Raw genomic sequence first — 16776 nt, forward strand, 5'->3', positions numbered from 1 at the left:
GAAGGCCTGTTCGGTGGCCGCTTTCTCGGTCGCCGTGTACTCGTCACCGGTCACACCGGTTTCAAGGGCACATGGCTGGCCGAATGGTTGCTGTGCATGGGTGCCGATGTGATCGGTTTCTCGGCGAAGGAACCGGTGTCGGAACCGGCGCTGTTTGACGTGCAGTTTCCCTCATCGTTCCCGCGTCTGGGAGTTGCTGACGTGCGTGGTGATATCTGCGACCGCGAACAAATCGTGCAACTTCTGAAAAAGTGGCAACCCGACCTGGTGTTTCATCTCGCCGCGCAATCGCTCGTCCGTTCCTCCTACCGGCAGCCCTTCGAGACGTTTGCGACTAACGTCATGGGCACCGCCAGCCTGCTCGACGCGCTGCGAAATACCGGACGTTCCTGCGCTGTCGTCGTGGTGTCGTCGGATAAATGCTACGAAAATCATAACACTGCGCACCCCTGCCGCGAAGGCGATCCTCTGGGGGGGCATGATCCCTACAGCTCCAGCAAGGCCTGTGCGGAACTCGTGGTGGATGCGTATCGCCATTCGTTTTTCGCCGAGCGCGCCGGTTCTGCGTCACCCCGCGAACCGCGTCTGCTGCTCGCCTCTGCACGGTCGGGTAACGTAATCGGCGGCGGTGACTGGGCGCTAGACCGCATCATCCCCGATTGCGTCCGCAGCCTCGCACACGGCGAGCCGGTGACCGTTCGCAATCCGCACGCCACCCGCCCTTGGCAGCATGTGCTGGAACCGCTTGGCGGTTACCTTACGCTTGGAGCACGACTGCTCGAACGGCTGGATGCACGAAATATCGATGCATGCCCTCCCGGTCATTCGCGGATTCCGACCGCGTCTCCACTGGAGAGCGGATTCAACTTTGGCCCCGATTCGGCCTCGAATCACACCGTACGAGAACTCGTCGAAGAATTCCTTAAAAGTTGGCCCGAAGCCAACGCCACAGTCGAAGCCGACAACGTTGGTCTCTGGAAAGAGTTTTCGGGTAACAACGAACCTCTTGAGGCCACGCATCTCCGGCTTGCCATCGACAAGGCTCGCCACCTGCTCGACTGGCGCCCTGTGTGGAACTTTTCGACTGCGGTCCGTCACACGGGGGAGTGGTATCATCGCTATATCGCTGTTATGACTGCGACCAAGGGGACTGCCGAACTCGACAAGTTCACGCGCATGCAGATCCGCGATTATTGTAAAGATGCCGCCCGCCAACGGCTCCTTTGGGCAAACCCGGATGGCATCCGATGAAGACTCCAGCCGAACTCAAGGCAGAAATCCTGCGTCTTACCCGCGAGTACTCCCGTGCTGTCCACCAGGCCAACCGGCCCGGCGACACTGTAATCGACAATTCCGGTCATCCTCCGCCCTTCACGCCCGGCCATACCGCCGTGCCCTACGCGGCCCGCGTCTTTACGGAGGACGAAGTAGAGGCCGCTGTTGGCAGCACGCTCGATTTCTGGCTCACGCTCGGCGGGGAAGGCGCGGCCTTTGAACGTGAATTCGCCGCCTTCCTCGGCGTCCGTCATACGCTTCTCGTTAACTCCGGTTCCTCTGCCAACCTGCTCGCCCTCGCCGCCCTCACTTCGCACAAGCTCCCTGCACACAAACGCCTTCGCACCGGCGACGAAGTCATCACTGTCGCCGCCGGCTTTCCGACGACCGTCGCTCCTATCGTGCAACTCGGAGCCATCCCCGTTTTCATCGACAATGATCCCGTCACCGGTAACGCCGGCCCCGATCTTCCCGCCTGCCTCGCCGCCGCCCATGCTCCCGGCAAAACCAGAGCGGTCATGATGGCACACACACTCGGGAATCCCTTCGACATTGGCGCCGTCCTGGAGTTTTGCCGCGCCCACGACCTCTGGTTGATCGAGGACAACTGCGACTCGCTCGGCAGCACCTACACCATGCCGGCTGCCCGCGCTCGCACACTTGGTTTTACGGAAAATTCCCCCGGCCTCCCCCCATCATTTGCTGCCGATGGCAAAACGCTCACGCACATCACGCGCTATACCGGCACCTGGGGCGACCTCTCCACACAATCCTTTTATCCGCCACATCACCTCACGATGGGAGAGGGCGGAGCCGTCAACATCGCTACACGCGCCTCGCTCAAAACCTGCATCGAGAGCTTCCGTGATTGGGGCCGGGACTGCTGGTGCCCTTCTGGCCACGACAACACCTGCAAAAAACGTTTCGACTGGCAACTCGGCGAACTTCCCCGCGGTTACGACCACAAATACATTTACGCCCATCTCGGCTACAATCTGAAGCCCCTCGACCCCCAGGCTGCTATCGGACGCCAGCAGCTCAAAAAGCTCCCTGCCTTCATCGACGCTCGCTCCCGTAACTGGCAGCGCCTCCGCGCCGGTCTCGACGATTTGTCTGAGTTTTTTGAATACAGCTGTCCCACTCATGCGACGGGATGGGCTGTATCTGGCGGAAAGCGGAAAGCCGAAGATTGCACATCCGGTGATCAGTTCGCCTGGGATGATACCGGCTGCCGTGTCGAATGTTCCTGGTTTGGTTTCATGTTACGGGTTCGTCCGGATGCGCCCTTCACACGCAGCGATCTCGCCCGCCATCTCGATGAAGGCAAGATCGGCAACCGCATGCTCTTCGGCGGCAATCTGGTTCGCCAGCCCGCCTTCGTGCAGCTTCGCAAGGATCGGCCTGGCGCCTTCCGTATCGCGGGTAATGGCAGTGGCACACTTCCGGGAGCGGACGAGATCATGCACCGCGCCCTCTTTCTGGGAACCTACCCCGGCCTCACCCCGGCAATGATCGACTATGAAATCGAGACCATTCACGCTTTCGTGAAAAAGCACAAAAGCACAAAAACACCCGACTACGGGTGACCAACCTCTCCTTGCCTGCCCGATTCCCAACGCCGCCACTTTTCCGTGAGGACCTCGACCACGTCCTCGCACATACCTGCGATCTCTGGCCGGAGGCGCGCGGCCAGTCGTTTTTCATCACAGGCGGCACGGGGTTTTTCGGTATGTGGCTCCTCGAAACGTTCGCCCACACCAACGACACCTTGGGCCTTGGCATGCGGGCCACCATTCTCACACGCAACGCCATGGCCTTTGCACAAAAATCCCCACGTCTCGCCCGACGCGCCGACCTCACGTTTGTCGAAGGGGATGTGCGCACTTTCGATTTCATGCCCCTGCGGGCAAACGCCCCCTTCCGCTACATCATCCACGCAGCCACGTCTGCCAGCGCGAAACTCAATGCCGAGGCTCCGCGCGAGATGCTCGATACAATCATCGCCGGCACCCGTCGCGTGCTGGATTTCGCAGCGCAGCCAATCATCGGCACGCGCAAGCTCCTCCTCACCAGCTCCGGTGCTGTCTACGGACGCCAGCCACCCGGAATGACCCACATCCCAGAGACCTATGTCGGCGCACCCGATCCACTTGATCCCAGCTCGGCCTATGGCATTGGCAAGCGCACGGCCGAACATATGTGCGTGATCGATGGGGCACTCTACGGTTACGAAATAAAAATTGCCCGCTGCTTTGCTTTTGTTGGTCCTCACCTCCCGCTCGACGCCCACTTTGCTATTGGCAACTTCATCCGCGACGCCCTCACCGGCAGTATTATTCGCGTCAATGGTGACGGCACTCCTTACCGTAGCTATCTCTATGCTGCAGACCTGGCTATCTGGCTCTGGACGATCCTGTTTCGCGGCGAATCCAATCGCGCCTATAATGTGGGATCAGCCGAACAACATTCCATCAAGGAAATCGCCCGGGACGTTAGCCGGATAGCGGGAAAGGCATGCAGTGTTGCCATTGCGAACCAGCCTGTCCCTGGAGCTTCGGCATCTCGTTATATTCCTGACGTTAACCGGATTAGGTTAGAACTTGGGTTGACAGAGATGCATTCGCTCGACAAGTCGTTGCTGCGCACTATACATTGGTTGAGCCAAACACATGGCGACGCAAAACAGTAATTGATCAGACTCGCCTGCCTCTCCTTGCCCATCCTGAATTATCATGATTAATATCGCCAGAATTCAGCAGTACCTTCCCAATGGACTGAAAACATTTTTGAAGCCCCACTACAGAAAATTATTTCCAAACCGCTTGCATATTGTATTTTGGGCAACATTTCAGTGTAACTATCGTTGCTCTTATTGTCCAATAATCACGCGATTCAATTATGGGAAAGTTATCCCACGAAACGTGGAACGGACTGCGGATGAATGGATCTCTGCATTTGAGAAACTCCCGCCAGCCCTGATATATATATCGGGTGGAGAGCCTTTTCTGTATAATGGACTCGTTGATTTTATTAACGGTTTGCCCGAAAAGCACCAGATTCTCGGAATTGTTACGAACCTTACGCAAAAGGCAGAATTGTACAGGAGAATAAAGAAGAAGCCGCACTTGAATGTAAGTTTTCACCGGGAATTCGTTTCGGAAGAAAATTTCCTCGCCCGTATCAAGGAACTGAAAGCTGATTATCATATATGCGTCAATATTGTGGCAACGCCTGAAAATATTGATGTTATCGAGGTGCTGCATGAACGATTTGACGATGAGCATATTGCGCTTCATGTCGATCCTTTCATTGATCCCGGATTCACTTATACTGCCGAGCAAAAAAAGCGCCTTCATCCATTTCTCCCGCATGACAGGCTGAATGAAAATCAGTCGAAATATGACGATTATGAACCTAAAATATGTTCGGCAGGGAAAAATTATTTTAATCTCCTCCCTGATGGTCGCGTACTGACGTGTGCGGGCGGAATGGATTACGTTTATTCGCCGCTGGTGGCCGATATCCTGGAAAAACATCCAGGAACGGCGTTCGATGTGAAACGATTTGAAATGGGTAATCTGTTCGATCCCGGATTTTCATTGCGCTCGACCCCAATGATTTGCTCCCTCCCCTGCAAGGCAGCATGCGATCTTGATTCTGTCTCCATAAAAAGAGGCCGTCGAAATTAATTTGGTTTCTCCGATCAATCCTTGTATGCCTTTTATGCGAACCCACCGTTATTGCCCGGTTTGCGCATCCCGGAACGCCGAGTTGCTTCATCACCAGCGTTTCGCTTTGCCTGCTGAGCACCCGCTCCCTTCCCGGTTTGACATCGTTGTCTGCGCCAGCTGTGGCTTTGTCTTTGCTGATACGACGGGAACCGCGTCTGATTATGGACGCTATTACGCGACTTGTTCCAAATACGCCGACCAGCAAACGTCTACGGGTGGAGGTGGAAACCCGAAGGACCAGGAACGCCTCGACGCCACCGCTGCCGATATCGCCGGAGAGATTCCCGACAAAAAGGCGTGTATTGTTGATATCGGCTGCGCCAATGGTGGCTTGCTGGGAGCGCTGAAAGCACGCGGTTATACCAATCTTTGCGGTATTGATCCATCGCCCGACTGCGTAAGAAACATCGGCGAGCTTTTTGGCATTCATGCAAAACAGGGCTGGCTGGGGGCGCTTCCCGAGATTGGCTCTTCCGCCGATGGGGTTATCATCTCTCATGTTCTTGAACATGTCCTGTATCCACTGCCCGCTTTGCGTTCCGTGGCCGGGATCCTTGCGCCCGGCGGCATTGTGTACGCAGAGGTACCCGATGCGGACCGCTATGTCGATTGTCTGGCTGCGCCTTTCCAGGATTTCAACACGGAGCACATAAACCACTTTTCATCGGCTACGCTCGGGAATCTTTTCTCTGCTGCCGGCTTCAAGTGTCTCACCGTCTCAACCAGGTTTCTGGAAGCCGCCCCAGGCATCCCTTATCCGGTCGTGTCCGGCTTCTTCCAAAAGGAGGACGTCTCCCGCACGAGACCAGAAGTGGAGGGCAGACTATGGAGACGAGACGAAGGCTTTCTCGCCCATCTGGAGGACTACATCAAAAAATCCCGTGAGCAGCTCGTTGCCATTGATGAACGCCTTGCCCCCTCTTTAACGGGACCGGTGATTGTCTGGGGCACTGGCCAGCTGACCTTGAAGCTGCTGGCGGAAACATGTCTCGCGGGCGCCGCAATCGCGGCCTTTGTCGATGGTAATCCGGTTAACCACGGGAAGCGCCTTCAGGGGGTGGAAATTGTGTCTCCCGAAAAACTGAAAACCTTGCCCCCATATCCGATCATCATCGGCTCGCTGCTGCATCATGAGGCGATACGAGGCCGGATCGTGAACGAACTCCACCTGCCTAATCAGCTCGTCATGCTGGCATCCGGCTGACCCCGGCTAATCCGTCATCTTCGGCAGTCGGCAGCCCTTTCCCGCCATGACAACTCCACGCTCAACTTCCCGGTTTTTTTCGCTCCATCCATCTGCCCCCCATCCCGCAACGCTTGCTGCAATTGCTCCCGGGAGGACAGTGGCTGTCTACGGTGCCGGAACGATAGCGAGTGGCCTCATGACCCAACTGGCTGCCAAAGATGTTCGCGTTGCCCGGGTGATCGATGCAAAGGCGGCGGGACAATCTGTTGGTGATCACGTGGTGCTCCATCCGGATACGCCAGAAATCACGCATTCCGAGCGTGCGGATATTCCCCTGATTCTCGGAATCTTCAACTGCTTTGTGGATATCTCTGCCTTGCGCACCCGTCTTGCTGGCTGGGGCTGGACTCGAATCATCGACTACACGGAAATCCATGCCGTTTGGCCGGATGAACTCGGAAACCATTTCTGGCTGACGAATCGCAAGGTGTGCCAGGAAAACGAAGCAGAAATCACCAAGGTATCCTCTCTCTGGGCAGATGAAACCAGCCGTGAACTTTATCAGGAAATTCTCCGGTTCCGTGTCACCGGTTGCCAGCAGGGGCTTCAGCCGACGGGTACGGGAAACCAGTATTTCCCTGCCGATGTGCCACCCTGGAAAACACCGCTGCGCCTTATCGACTGCGGCGGGTTTGACGGCGACACGCTGCGCCAGATTCACCTGCGACGACATCGCCTGCAATTGGAAGCCGTGGCGACTTTCGAGCCCGACTTGGCTAACTTTGCCAGACTCGCGGAGACGCTTCGTATGGTAGCGACTACCGCTGAGAGCGGCAACGAGCATTTATCGCCTCGGGAATGCATCGCGTTTCCATGTGGGGTATGGGAACGTACGGTTCAGTTGCGTTTCAATTCCGGCAAAGGCGGCGGTAGCGACATCAGCCAGTCCGGGGAGACTCTTGTCCAGTGTGTCTCCATTGACGATGCGCTGCCAGGGTTTCGCCCCACACTCATCAAAATGGACATCGAAGGTGCCGAGGTGGCAGCGCTTCATGGTGCACGCAGCACCATCAGTTGCCACCGTCCCGGACTGGCCATTTGCGTTTACCACAAGCCTGATGATCTCTGGTGTATTCCTCTGCTCCTCGACTCGTGGCAGGTTGGCTACCGGTTTTATCTTCGCCTCCACCGTTACAGCGGATTCGATCTCGTTTTATATGCCCTGCCCGAGCTCGCCTGAACCTTATACCCATCCCGGTCGATTCTTATGAATGTTCCACCCGTCATCCGCGTTGCCGACTACATATTCCGCACACTCGCGGATCACAACGTACGCGATGTCTTTGTTGTTACGGGTGGCGGAGCCATGCATCTTGATGACGCACTCGGACGCGAACCGCGCCTCCGCTACATCTGCAACCATCACGAACAGGCTTCCGCCATGGCGGCCGAGGCTCACGCCCGCATCACCAACAAAGTCGGTGTCGCCTGCGTGACCAGCGGCCCCGGCGGCATCAACGCCATCAACGGCGTCTTTGGCGCGTGGACGGATTCGATCCCCGTTCTCGTTCTCTCCGGCCAGATGAAACGAGAAACCCTCCTGCGCACGCACAATCTCACCGGACGCCTTCGCCAACTGGGTGACCAGGAAGCCGATGTCGTGGCGATGGTCAGCGGCATCACCAAATACGCACACGTTGTCACCGAACCCGAATCGATCCGTTATCACCTCGAACGCGCCCTCCATCTCGCCACCCACGGACGCCCCGGTCCCTGCTGGCTCGACATACCGATCGACGTCCAGGCTGCGCTCATCAATCCTGAAGCGCTCCTTTCCTACGACCCTGCCGGGGATTCCGCTGTCGTTGCTACCGCACAGACCTGTGACTCCACTGTCCTGCGCGATCACGCACGCGATGTTGCTCGCCGCCTCCTTGAGGCTCGTCGTCCTGTCCTTCTCGGCGGCACCGGCGTCCGTCTCGCTGGCGCTGTCCCGCAATTCCGTCAACTCGCCGAACGTCTCAACATCCCTGTTACCACGGCCTGGACTCATGACCTTATCCCGGGCGACCATCCGCTTTTTTGCGGGCGACAGGGCACCATTGGCACCCGCGCCGGTAATTTTACCGTCCAGAACGCCGACCTGTTGCTGATCGTCGGCAGTCGCCTTTGCATCCGCCAGATCAGCTACAACTGGCAAAGCTTCGCCCGCGCTGCACATACCATCCAAGTGGATATCGACGCTGCCGAACTTTCCAAGCCCACCTTCCGCGCCGCGCAGCCTATCCATGCCGACGCCCGCGCCTTCCTCGACCTCCTTCTCGAAGAACTGTCCGCCGTGCACACACCGTTGCCCGCGCATATCGAATGGCTCGCCTGGTGCCGCGAACGCGTCCGTCGTTTCCCCAACGTCCTCCCACGCCACCGCCAGTCTTCCCCCGGCAGCATTAACCAATACCACTTCATCGAACTCCTCTTTGCCGCGGCTCGTGCTGACGCCATTTTTGCCTGCGGTGATGCCACCGCTTGCATCACTCCCTTCCAGGCCGGTGATCTCAAGGATGGCCAGCGCCTTTTCAGCAACTCCGGCAGTGCTTCCATGGGCTACGATCTTCCCTCTGCCATTGGTGCCGCCGTTGCCGCGCCCGATCGACAAACCATCTGTCTTGCTGGCGATGGCAGTATCATGATGAACCTCCAGGAACTCGCCACCATCGTCCACAACCGTCTCCCGATAAAAATCTTCGTCCTCTGCAACGGCGGCTACCAATCCATCCGCGCCACTCAGCAAAATTTCTTCAATCGCCTTGTCGGGGAAGGGCCTGACAGTGGTGTGGGTTTCCCCGATTTCGTGGCCCTTGCCCGGGCCTACAGCATCCCCGCTGCCAGGCTCGACACCGCCACGTCCGCCTCTGCGGCTGCGCACATCACCACCGTCTTGGCCGCCGATGGACCGCAGCTCATTGCCGTGGACCTCGACCCCACTCAAACCTTCGAACCCAAACTCAGCTCCCGCCGCCTCCCTGACGGACGCATGGTGACCTCCCCTCTTGAAGATATGGCCCCTTTTCTCGATCGTGAAGAGCTGAAGGAGAACATGCTTATCCCCGTGCTCGATGACTGACGGTTTGAACCCGCCAAAAGCCATGCACATATTTTTCGATCTCGACGGTACTCTGGTTGATTCCTTTCCCGGTATCGAGCACTCTGCGCTGACCGCTATTGGAGCAATCCTGCCCGAGCGTGCTACCGCTATTCCCGATCTGCGTCGGCTCATCGGACCACCTGTACGCAAAATCTTCGCCACTGCTCTCCCGGGCCTGGATGTCGCCACACTCGACATCCTTGAACGCACCTTTCGCCAGCACTATAATACCGAAGGCTGGCGCCAAACGTTTGCCCAACCGGGCGCTGTCGCCACGCTCGCGGCCCTTCGCGCCCGCGGGCACACGTTGTACGTTCTCACCAACAAACCCTTCATCCCGGCCCGGGCCATCCTCGACGACCTGGCCCTTGCGCCCTACCTTTCCGGGATCATCACGCCGGACAGCTCCACGCCTCCTTTTCCTACCAAGACCGCCGCTGCCCTTGCTGCCCGTGATCGCCTGACTCCTCCCGCTGCTCTTGTTGTTGGCGATGCCGTCGACGATGCCGAGGCAGCCGCTGCCTGTGGTTTTCGCTTCTGTGCCGTCACCTGCGGTTATGGCCAGCCCCATCTCTCCTGCGGGTACCCGGTTCATTTCCGGATCAATGCGCTCATCGAACTCTTGAACTGTCTCGATTGAGGCGATTGGCTTGTATGTCTGTTTGCGCTTCCCGCGGTTAACCCGTTCTAAAACCAGCATTAATTTCTTCTCCATTCATGCGATCATCAGCCGCAGGGCCCATGCGCCCCATCATTCGGGATAACATTTTTGATGAACTCTTTGTTCTTGAAATGGCCAACAACCATTGGGGCAAACTTGAACGCGGTCTCAAAATCATTTCCGCCTTCAGTCAGGTCGTGCGTTTCAATAACGCCCACGCTTCCATCAAACTCCAGTTCCGCGACGTCGATAATTTCATTCACAAGGATTTTCGCAACCGCACCGATGTCCGTTACATCGACAAAACCCTCAAAACCCGCCTCGACCGCTCCCACTATCGGACCCTCGTCACTGCCATTCGTGACGCCGGCTGTCTTACCTCGGCTACTCCCTTTGATGAAGCGTCGGTAGACCTCTGCGAAGAGCTCAACCTCGACTTCGTCAAAATCGCCAGCTCCGATATCAACGACTGGTTTCTCATCGAGCGCATCGCCCGCCTCCGCAAGCCCGTTTCCTTTTCCACCGGCGGCTCCTCGCTCAAGGACGTGGACGACCTGGTCAAGTTCTTCTCCAATCGCGGAATCCCTTTTGCAATCAACCACTGCGTTTCGCTTTATCCTTCCGACGATGCCGATCTGCACCTCAACCAGATCGATTTTTATCGCAACCGCTATCCACAGGCGATGATCGGCTTCTCGACCCACGAATGCACCGGTTGGGACGCATCGATCCTCATCGCCTACGCGAAGGGAGCGCGCACCTTCGAGCGCCACATCGACATCGACGACGCCAGTGTCCCGGTTTCCCCCTACTGTTCGCTTCCGCACCAGATCGACACCTGGTTTCGTGCCTTCCGCAAAGCCAAGGAAATGTGCGGAGGCAGCGGTACGGAGAAGCGTCAGGTTTCCCGTCGCGAGGCCCAATACCTCGATGCTCTTGTCCGCGGTGTTTACGCGAAGCGCGACCTCCCGGCCGGCCACAAACTCCACAAGGATCACATGAATGATGATTTTTACCTGGCAATCCCCTTGCAGAAGGGGCAGCTCTCCTGCCGCGAAATCCTGAATGGCGAATCCCTTAAATCTCCGATTGCCAAGGATAGTCCTGTACGGATCGACGATATCGACTCACCCTATGCGAGCAACCGGAGCCTGCGGGAGCTCATCTATAATCGCGGTATCTGATGGTGCTGCGCCGGTCCGGCAACTGACGACATTATGCTCATCCTTCGGGATTCTGCGGACCGGGAGATCGGTTTGCTGAGGGTGTTTTAGATTCATCAGGGAGAGGGCTTGTGCCTGATGGCGCGGTATCGGCTTCCATCCAGGCGAACTTGCGCAGGGCCGGCTTTCCGCTTCCGACAGTTAACAGCCAGAATGTCCGATCCTTGTAGTACCTGAAAAGCGGTACGTTGGATCCGTTTTCCATCCAGCGGGCCCAGATAACCCGTTGGGCATCGATGTTGGCCGAGTTATAAACGTATTCTGTATGACGCACCGGAGCTTCGTCGGTGTAACGGACCACGACCAGGTGCTTGCCGGGTTCTTGGGCCAGTCGTTCTTCGAGCATGGTTTTGTTCGCTCTGAATGACTTGATCTCCTCGTTGGGTACAAAACTGTCCGCGCGCGTCCCGATATCGAAGAGCAGGACGACTGACAGTACGCCCAGGCAAAGCCGCTGCCGGCGCTGGTAAAGAGGTGTGGCCATAATCGCCGTAGCGCCAGTGAACAGTCCGATCAAGAGAGGGGCAACCAACGGTGCATAATAGTGCAGAGTGAAAGGGAAAATCAGAATGACCCCAAGGAGGGAGACGCCTCCGGAGATGATCGCCCATTTCAACCAGAATGACCGGGTCAGAAAAACTCCTGTGGCGATGATGACGATCCCGAGTGTCCCTGGATAAAATGATCCGATACGGGTCAGCCGTTTCTGGACGTCACGATAGACGGGATTATTGAGCCGTTCTTCGCCCCGGTAAAACACGTCGAATTTCTCCATCCGGGGGTGCCGGAATTCGGGAAACAGGCCAGTCTTCTGAAAGAGGAAATAGGGATTGGCGTCGTACTGGGCGTTGTATTCGACGTAAGGCAGTCGCCAGGCGGAACCCGTGACGGCGTGATTCACCGCGCCCTGAAAAACAAAAGCGGACGCCAAAGGTAGTGCTCCCGCTCCCAAGCAGGCCAGCATGCGCAGCCGCGTCACTTCCGGCGGAGTGCGAATCAGTCGCCAGACGATGAGCCCGAGCGGTACGCTGCAGGCGAGAAAACCTTCGAACGGACGAGACAGAAACAAAATACCCGCTCCGGCGCTCATCCACGAGGCCGACCGGATCGACGGGAGTTTCCAAAAACGGATCAGGCCACCCCATACGAGGACCGTTCCCAAGGCTGCGACGGCTCCACCCCAAAAAGACTGGGCCCAGTAGGAGGCACCCCCAAACCACGCTCCCGCCCAGAGTCCGAACAGGCCAGCCAGACCATGCTGTTTTAACGGAAACAGCATCCATGCAATCGCCGCAGCCAGAAGTGCGACCGAGAGCCAGACGCCGTAGATAGGGTTCCCCAGCCTGATACCCAGCGCCAGAAACAATCCTTGTGCGGGCGGATATTTCGAGGCGTAGGCCGGAGTTTGCAGGATGTGGTAACTCTCGAAGTATTCCCACACCGGATGCCGGGGCATAGCCAGTTTCCCTTCTGCGTAGGTTTCACCGGCAATCAGATAAGAAAACTCATCCTGGATCGATGGAAGGGGAGGGCCCTGAATTTGCTGGCAAAACCATGCGAAGCCGAATGTCACCAACGTGACCAGCACCGCGGTCCAGAATTGTGGGGACCGGGCAAAACCACGCGCGACGGCAGCGGCAACCCGATCAAGCGGCGATTCAACGGGGGAGGTCTCGTCCTGTTTCGGCTCGGATGGCATGGGAGGCAAATGGAGAAATCTCGGGAGAACGAACGCGAGCTTGATTTCGGTCTCCCCTGGATTTCCACTCCGCTCTTCCTTTATGCCTGACCTGAACACCATATCCCCGGAAGGCTCCCGGGAAAAACATGAGCGCATCTGGCTGGTGCTGCTATTGGCCATTACGGCAGTGGCGTTTTCCCAAGGCATCGGCAGGGAACTGGTTTTCGATGCGGCCAGCATCGTCGGTGGAGACATCCGCCTTCGGGCAGTGACAGCAGAGAACTTGGGAGGCATTTTTACGGAAAACTATTGGTATCCGACGAGAGAGACCGATCTGTATCGCCCTGTCACCACCTTGTCCCTGTTTTTCAATTATTCTGTCTTTGGCAACGAGGCATCAGCTGCCGGCTATCAGGTGACCAATCTCCTCTTGCATCTGCTGTGTGTCTGGATGGCTTTCCGGCTGTTGAGGCGGTTGCAAATCGGGTTGGGAGTGACCGTGTTTGCTGCCAGCATGTTTGCCCTGCATCCGGCGGTTGCAGAGGTGGTTCCCAATATCGTCGGACGATCCGATTTACTGGCTGCCCTGGCGGTGTTTGGCGGATTGCATATCTACTTGTCATGGTGGGAAGGGCGAGTTCGTACTGCGATGGCGACGGTCGCCTTTTTCGTCGTGGGAGCGCTCGGGGTTCTGAGCAAGGAAAACGCGGCCGTTCTTCCCGGATTGGTGGTCTGGCACATGTTGTTGTTTGGTCCGGGGCAACGCTGGCAAGAAAAGGGCGGGGGGCCGTCGCCCGATAATCGCAAGAAGTGGAATTCCCCGGCTGTTTACGGCTTTGGGAGCGGGATTGTACTGGTCTTGATTATCGCGCTGTTACCAAAGGTGCTGTGGCATGCTTCAAGCGGGGCCAATCCGAACGAAGTCTTGGACAACCCTTTGCTGGCGGAGTCTTTCATCGACGGGAGACTGAGCGCCTTGGGGGTTCTGGGGCGAATGATCAGCGCGATCTTTTTGCCGCTCGATTTGTCTCCGGATTATTCATTCAACCAGACTCCTCCGGTACGACTCTCTTCCCTTGGCAATACTGCGACTCTTGCCGGAATTCTGTGGGGCGCGCTTGTAGTCGGGATTGGCGCTTTTTGTTTGGTTTTGTGGCGTTGCAGGAAGCGGAAGGCAGCTTTTACCTTGGGGGCCGGTCTGATATCCTTTCTCCCGACTGCTAATATTCTGGTGCTTGTCGGCACGATCCGGGCGGACCGGTTTATGTATATGCCCGCCCTTTGGTTTGCCGCAGGGGTGGGGCTTTTATTTTCGTTGAATCCAAAAAATCTGTCACACCGATCTTTTCTGATTCGCAAGGCAGCCCTTATTGTTGCTGTGTCACTACCGATCTTGCTTGGTGCGATAACATTCTTTCGTTGCTCCGATTGGATTAGTGACCGGCAATTCTGGTTGAGTGCTTGGCAATCCGCGCCAAACAGTTTCAAGGGCAAGTTGGGCTATGGCCTCCGTCTGGCGCTGACGGAGAAACGTGAAGATGCCGAGGAGGCCCGGCCCTTAATTTTGGAGGCTTTGAGGTTGGTCCGGGAAAGCCCGACTCCGCGACACCCGATGATCATGTCCCAGATCGGGGGAGGATTGGTTCAGGTTGCACGGACGCTGAAAAAGGCAGGACAGTTGACTGATGCGAAGGTGCTTCGTGACGAGGCCATCGTGCTCTTGTTAGCCGGATTGAATGATGTGCGGCACCTTAATGAAGAAATTGAGTTTCAGGAAAAAGAGAATGGTGAACATTATTTTTCCCGTCGCAGAAAAGGCACGGATTTGTTGGCAACTCAGTTGGCGAATGCCTATGTGGATGGTGGTAATGTGGCGTTCGCCCATCAAGTTTTGCTCGATAACTTGGAAGTGAATCGCTTTGACCCATCCTATTTGCGGGAGTTGGCTCGGGTCGAAGCTCTCGCAGGAGAATGGGAGTTGGCTGAGAAAAGATTATACCAAGTTCTTGTCTTGCGTCCTTCCGCGACGATAACGCCGGAATTGATAATCTCAGTTGAGAATCAAACTCTGCCTCTCGCTTGGCAGGAGAATACATTGAGAACATCGAAACTCGATATTTCAAGTGCAGTGGATGTGGGAAACCAGTCAGCCAAGCGATCAATCATTGAGGCAACAGATGTAATTTGTTCTGAGTTAGGAAGATATGGTAGGTCTGGCGAAGTTGATATTGTAAGGCGAACCGTGCGGCACAAATTGGGGGTAACTGAGTACGGGGTTAGCGTGAAATAAGAACGTTAATTCCTCTTTCCTCAGCGGATTGTTCGTTCTTGGTAGGGCTCCGCAAATTTCTGAGCATATAGGGAACGAAGGATGGTTATACGTTTTTTGTTGGTTGGCGATAATGCCCTGAGTTTTGCGTGTATTTATTGAGGTAATAGAAGCGGGAGGGGTAGTGTCCGTCAAGTTTCGCACATTTTTTTGAGCATGTAGGTAGCGGAGGAAGGTTATATGTTATTTTTATGGTTGTTTTAGTGATGGAAGGCGGCTGCGCGCAGGCCCGGCTTGGCGGGCCGTAGCGCAGCCGCCTTCCATCAAGATTCATGCTGCGCGTGTTTGGTTTTCCATCACGCAAGTCTGGTTCAGATGGGTCATATCCATGTAGCGTTTCTGGCCCCACTGCGAGCCTGCCACATGCCGCAGGCGTGCGGCCACAAGGATCATCGCGGAGTTGCCGTCAGGAAACGCTCCCACCGCACGCGTTCTGCGGCGTATCTCACGCATGAGCCTTTCGAGCGGATTGTTTGTTCGCAATGAACGCCAGTGCTGACTGGGGAAGTCGTAATAATTGAGCGTTTCGTCGATCCCGGTTTCCACCAGTTGTGCGGCCGCGGGCAGTTTCATCTCGCGCAGCTTGGCGGTTACCTGCGCGGCCTTGGTGCGGGCCGATGCCCGATCCTCGCTCGCATGGATCGCCTTGAGCATGGCGGCCACATCGCGCACCTTGCCGGCAGGCACCAGTGACCAGACATTGCGGTAAAAATGCACTGCGCAGCGTTGGTGTTTGGCCTCGGGATAAAACTCGGCCAGGCTTTCCACCAATCCCAGGCACTTGTCCGAGATGAACAGCTTCACTGCCTTGAGCCCTCGCTCCTTGATGCGACGAAGGAAGTTTTGCCACGAGGCTTTGTCTTCTTTCGTGCCTTCTTCGACCGCAAGCACTTCGCGGTAGCCTTCGGTGTTCACTCCGACTGCCACCAGGATGCTCACGTTTTTGACTTCCCCGCCCCAGCTGCGTTTCAGCCAGATGCCGTCCAGATAAACATAGGCGTGTTTGCCTTCGATCGGGCGAGCCCGCCAGGTGTCGATTTGCACCGCGATCTTCTGGTTGAGTTCGCTCAGGGTCGACGGACTCACCCGCGAACCCCACAGCGCCTCGGTGATGTCTTCGACTCGTCGCACCGACACACCTGCCAGATACATCTCCACCAATGCCTCCTCCACGCTGCTTTCACGTCGACGGTAGCGTTCGATTATTGCCGTCTCAAACGGCAGTTTCCTCAGCTTGGGCATCCTCAGCGTCACTTCTCCTGCCTTCGTCTGATATTGACGCTCATAATGGCCCGCACGCGTGTCCACACGCTGCCCGGTATGCTCGTAGCGCCCTGCCTTGCACAACTGCTCGGCCTCCGCTTCAAGCAGCCCGTTGAGCGTTTGCTCCACCGTGCTCACCACCACCTTGTCCAGATGGCTCCTGATCAGCTCTTCATCCACACGGATCACTCCGCCGGACATATCTTTGCTCGCCGCTTCTCCGCCGATACCTTCATTCGTATTTTCAGTTCTTTCGTTCATCGAGGGTGACTCCCCCGCTTC

The 16776-nt window shown here is 56.7% G+C and carries 13 protein-coding genes; 9 read left to right on the top strand and 4 right to left on the bottom strand.

Features of this window, described 5'->3' with window-relative positions:
- The first annotated feature begins 6 nt into the window (after positions 1-6).
- The 3 genes from OPIT5_24100 to OPIT5_24110 are packed head-to-tail and all read left to right on the top strand — an operon-like array spanning position 7 to position 3964.
- Positions 7-1251, top strand: a complete 1245-nt coding sequence (locus tag OPIT5_24100; protein ID AHF92815.1) for a CDP-glucose 4,6-dehydratase — start codon at positions 7-9, stop codon at positions 1249-1251.
- On the top strand, positions 1248-2861 hold the full coding sequence (locus tag OPIT5_24105) for a lipopolysaccharide biosynthesis protein (protein ID AHF92816.1): 1614 nt from the start codon (positions 1248-1250) through the stop codon (positions 2859-2861). The genes OPIT5_24100 and OPIT5_24105 overlap by 4 nt, the downstream gene beginning before the upstream one ends.
- Complete coding sequence (locus tag OPIT5_24110; GenBank protein AHF92817.1) at positions 2858-3964, top strand: epimerase; 1107 nt, start codon at positions 2858-2860, stop codon at positions 3962-3964. The genes OPIT5_24105 and OPIT5_24110 overlap by 4 nt, the downstream gene beginning before the upstream one ends.
- 118 nt (positions 3965-4082) lie before the next feature.
- Here the strand turns inward: OPIT5_24110 and OPIT5_24115 are convergent, their stop codons facing one another.
- Entirely contained in the window at positions 4083-4811 is a 729-nt protein-coding gene (locus tag OPIT5_24115) for a hypothetical protein (protein ID AHF94725.1), read from the bottom strand.
- 178 nt (positions 4812-4989) lie between these two features.
- Between OPIT5_24115 and OPIT5_24120 the strand changes: the two genes are divergently transcribed.
- Positions 4990-6210, top strand: coding sequence for a type 11 methyltransferase (locus OPIT5_24120; GenBank protein AHF92818.1), 1221 nt, complete (start codon positions 4990-4992; stop codon positions 6208-6210).
- Between the two features lie 61 nt (positions 6211-6271).
- Here the strand turns inward: OPIT5_24120 and OPIT5_24125 are convergent, their stop codons facing one another.
- Complete coding sequence (locus tag OPIT5_24125) at positions 6272-7036, bottom strand: hypothetical protein (GenBank protein AHF94726.1); 765 nt, start codon at positions 7034-7036, stop codon at positions 6272-6274.
- 57 nt (positions 7037-7093) lie between these two features.
- On the opposite strand from OPIT5_24125, the gene OPIT5_24130 reads away from it, so the two are divergent.
- The 4 genes from OPIT5_24130 (at position 7094) to OPIT5_24145 (ending at position 11182) form a co-directional block, all read left to right on the top strand.
- Positions 7094-7432, top strand: a complete 339-nt coding sequence (locus tag OPIT5_24130) for a hypothetical protein (protein AHF94727.1) — start codon at positions 7094-7096, stop codon at positions 7430-7432.
- 45 nt (positions 7433-7477) lie between these two features.
- The gene (locus OPIT5_24135) at positions 7478-9316 is read left to right on the top strand and encodes an acetolactate synthase (protein AHF92819.1); all 1839 of its coding nucleotides are present in this window, start codon (positions 7478-7480) and stop codon (positions 9314-9316) included.
- Positions 9309-9977, top strand: a complete 669-nt coding sequence (locus tag OPIT5_24140; GenBank protein AHF94728.1) for a hypothetical protein — start codon at positions 9309-9311, stop codon at positions 9975-9977. Before OPIT5_24135 ends, OPIT5_24140 begins: the two co-directional genes overlap by 8 nt.
- 101 nt (positions 9978-10078) lie before the next feature.
- Positions 10079-11182 carry an N-acetylneuraminic acid synthase gene (locus OPIT5_24145; protein ID AHF92820.1) on the top strand — a complete coding sequence of 368 codons (1104 nt, stop codon included), beginning with the start codon at positions 10079-10081 and terminating at the stop codon, positions 11180-11182.
- A gap of 37 nt (positions 11183-11219) precedes the next feature.
- Here OPIT5_24145 and OPIT5_24150 read toward each other — a convergent pair whose 3' ends face one another.
- Positions 11220-12920 (bottom strand): hypothetical protein, encoded by a 1701-nt coding sequence (locus OPIT5_24150; protein AHF94729.1) that lies wholly within the window; start codon positions 12918-12920, stop codon positions 11220-11222.
- An 82-nt stretch (positions 12921-13002) separates the two neighbouring features.
- Here OPIT5_24150 and OPIT5_24160 point away from each other — a divergent pair, with 82 nt between their 5' ends.
- Positions 13003-15192 (top strand): hypothetical protein, encoded by a 2190-nt coding sequence (locus OPIT5_24160; protein AHF94730.1) that lies wholly within the window; start codon positions 13003-13005, stop codon positions 15190-15192.
- A 309-nt stretch (positions 15193-15501) separates the two neighbouring features.
- On the opposite strand, the gene OPIT5_24165 is transcribed toward OPIT5_24160, so the two are convergent.
- Entirely contained in the window at positions 15502-16755 is a 1254-nt protein-coding gene (locus OPIT5_24165; protein AHF92821.1) for a transposase, read from the bottom strand.
- Positions 16756-16776 lie beyond the last annotated feature (21 nt).

The organism is Opitutaceae bacterium TAV5, assembly GCA_000242935.3.
Taxonomy (GTDB): Bacteria; Verrucomicrobiota; Verrucomicrobiia; order Opitutales; family Opitutaceae; genus Geminisphaera.

Coding starts and splice junctions, on each gene's coding strand:
- OPIT5_24115 (AHF94725.1), bottom strand. CDS start 4,811: ATGTTTTTCCAGGATATCGGCCACCAGCGGCGAATAAACGTAATCCAT.
- OPIT5_24140 (AHF94728.1), top strand. CDS start 9,309: ATGACTGACGGTTTGAACCCGCCAAAAGCCATGCACATATTTTTCGAT.
- OPIT5_24125 (AHF94726.1), bottom strand. CDS start 7,036: ATGCTCGTTGCCGCTCTCAGCGGTAGTCGCTACCATACGAAGCGTCTC.
- OPIT5_24145 (AHF92820.1), top strand. CDS start 10,079: ATGCGCCCCATCATTCGGGATAACATTTTTGATGAACTCTTTGTTCTT.
- OPIT5_24105 (AHF92816.1), top strand. CDS start 1,248: ATGAAGACTCCAGCCGAACTCAAGGCAGAAATCCTGCGTCTTACCCGC.
- OPIT5_24120 (AHF92818.1), top strand. CDS start 4,990: ATGCCTTTTATGCGAACCCACCGTTATTGCCCGGTTTGCGCATCCCGG.
- OPIT5_24150 (AHF94729.1), bottom strand. CDS start 12,920: ATGCCATCCGAGCCGAAACAGGACGAGACCTCCCCCGTTGAATCGCCG.
- OPIT5_24160 (AHF94730.1), top strand. CDS start 13,003: ATGCCTGACCTGAACACCATATCCCCGGAAGGCTCCCGGGAAAAACAT.
- OPIT5_24165 (AHF92821.1), bottom strand. CDS start 16,755: ATGAACGAAAGAACTGAAAATACGAATGAAGGTATCGGCGGAGAAGCG.